General features: G+C 57.2%; 1 protein-coding gene. It reads left to right on the top strand.

Features of this window, described 5'->3' with window-relative positions; all coding sequences use genetic code 11:
* Window positions 1-1,457, top strand: a 1,457-nt coding sequence (locus WB528_RS08445; protein ID WP_423887966.1) for a tannase/feruloyl esterase family alpha/beta hydrolase, incomplete at its 5' end; no start/stop codon positions are given.
* Window positions 1,458-2,052 lie beyond the last annotated feature (595 nt).

Genomic DNA, 2,052 nt, shown 5'->3' with positions numbered 1-2,052 from the left:
CGGTCGAAGGGATCAGTGGTCTGCCGTCTTTTTGTCGGGTACAGGCGACGCTCACCCCATCGCCTACCTCCGACATCAAGGTCGAGGTGTGGATGCCGGTGAGCGGGTGGAACAATGATCTCCAGGCTGTCGGCAATGGTGGCCTGGCAGGGACGATTAGCTACAGCGCGATGGGGCCTGCCCTTAAAGGCGGCTACGCTACGACCAGCACCGACACGGGCCATAGCGCAAGCCAGAATCCGCCGGTTTGGCTGACCGACCCGGATCAAGAGCGCGACAATGGCTACCGCGCAATCCACCTGATGACCGTGTTCGCCAAGGAGATGGTCTTCGATTTCTACGGTAGCTCGAGCCGTTATACCTATTTCAATGGTTGCTCGACGGGCGGCGGCCAAGGTATCGGCGAGGCGCAATCCTATCCCGACGATTACGACGGTATTCTAGCCGGCGCTCCGCAAATATTTGCGACCCACATCCGCGCCGAGTACATCCAGGATTTTCATGCGACAACCGATCCCGCCAACAATCTGCCGGCGAGTAGCCTCTCCATTCTGACCCAGGCCGCGCTGAAGACATGCGGGGACAAATTCGCCGTGCAGGACGGTTTTTTGCTGGATCCGCTGACTTGCCGCTTCGATCCCAAGGTAACGGAATGTCGTAAAGGTCAGGACCCATCGACCTGCCTTACGCCAGCGCAGGTCGAAGCGGCACGTAAATTCTACGCCGGTCTGTCGGATCCGAAGACGCATGAGCAAATGTGGCCCGGCTTGATGCCCGGCAGCGAAAATTCCGGCGGGGGCGGCATCTCCAGCTGGCTCGCTCGAGGCATCAACGGTCCGACCCCGTCCGCATTCGCGGATTTCTTCTGGGGGGTCTATGATAACTTCAATCTAGACTTCAGTATGGTCGATGCCGCCGCCGCGGCGAAGCTTGCCGACGACAAATTTCCTTACATCGATCATATTGATACCAACCTCGATGCCTTCATCTCGAAAGGGCACAAGCTGCTCATATATCATGGTGAGGCCGACCCACTGATCACCCCGCGTAGTACGGTCGATTACTATGGCAATCTCGTCGAGAACACGAAAAAGCGGCATGGAGACCCCGATGACGGGCATGCCGTGGGCGAACTCGAAGAGTCGGCGCGACTGTTCCTGGTCCCTGGCATGGGTCACTGCGGTGGCGGCCCTGGTCCAACAACCTTCGACGCATTTACTCCGTTGAAGAACTGGGTCGAGAACCGGGCGGCGCCAAATTCGATCCTGGCCTCGCGCGTCGATTCCAGCGGCGCGACCACTTTCTCGCGTCCACTTTGCCCCTATCCGCAGGAAGCGACCTGGAAGGGGACAGGCGACCGTACGGATGCGGCCAACTGGGCGTGCGTGAAGCACCGCGCAGACTTCGATGATCATTTCTATGATTATTGGGACAAGCAGTTTGGCATCAGCAGGTAACGATAGCAGCCAACGATAGCCGAACCGCGCTCAGCGTAATCATACCCTGACCCTTCCGCATGCATCGAAACATGCGGAGGGGCTACATTCGGATACGGTGTGTAAATCGTAAGGTGTCTCTTCCGCTCAGCGGCGCGGACTACAAGACGCGGCGCATCTTCGTTTGGGGTTGGATCGAAGGCGTGACGAGGACTGGCGGTGAAGGTCGTCGGCGACGAGTTGCTTGCGCGCAAAAAAGAAAGGAGGCGCCAGGCTAGTGGTTGACGCCTCCCTGTTGTGGCCGGTGCTTCGATCGGCCCGGCTCAAAAAGGACAATACATCACTAGTTCCTACAAAATAGTGCTCAAACAACAAACAAATTTGCCGGCGTGATGAACGTGCGGTCTTTATTCTCTTGCTGTCCGAACTTTTCTTTTAGAATGTCGCGATTTGCCTAATTACATTTCAACTTTTCAGATCGATCATGAAGTTATGTCCCGTTCGGCCGCAGTAGCTTTGGTCGCCCTGGCGACCTTCGATCATTTCTAAACGGCTGGTACACGCACACCGCCGAAGCGATAGCCGCTAATGCCTTCGCCTGATGACCGGATACGGG

The organism is Bradyrhizobium sp., assembly GCF_049586575.1.
Taxonomy (GTDB): Bacteria; Pseudomonadota; Alphaproteobacteria; order Rhizobiales; family Xanthobacteraceae; genus Bradyrhizobium.
Note: the sequence above shows the minus strand (reverse complement) of the source record. Positions and strands in the feature narration are given on the sequence as shown.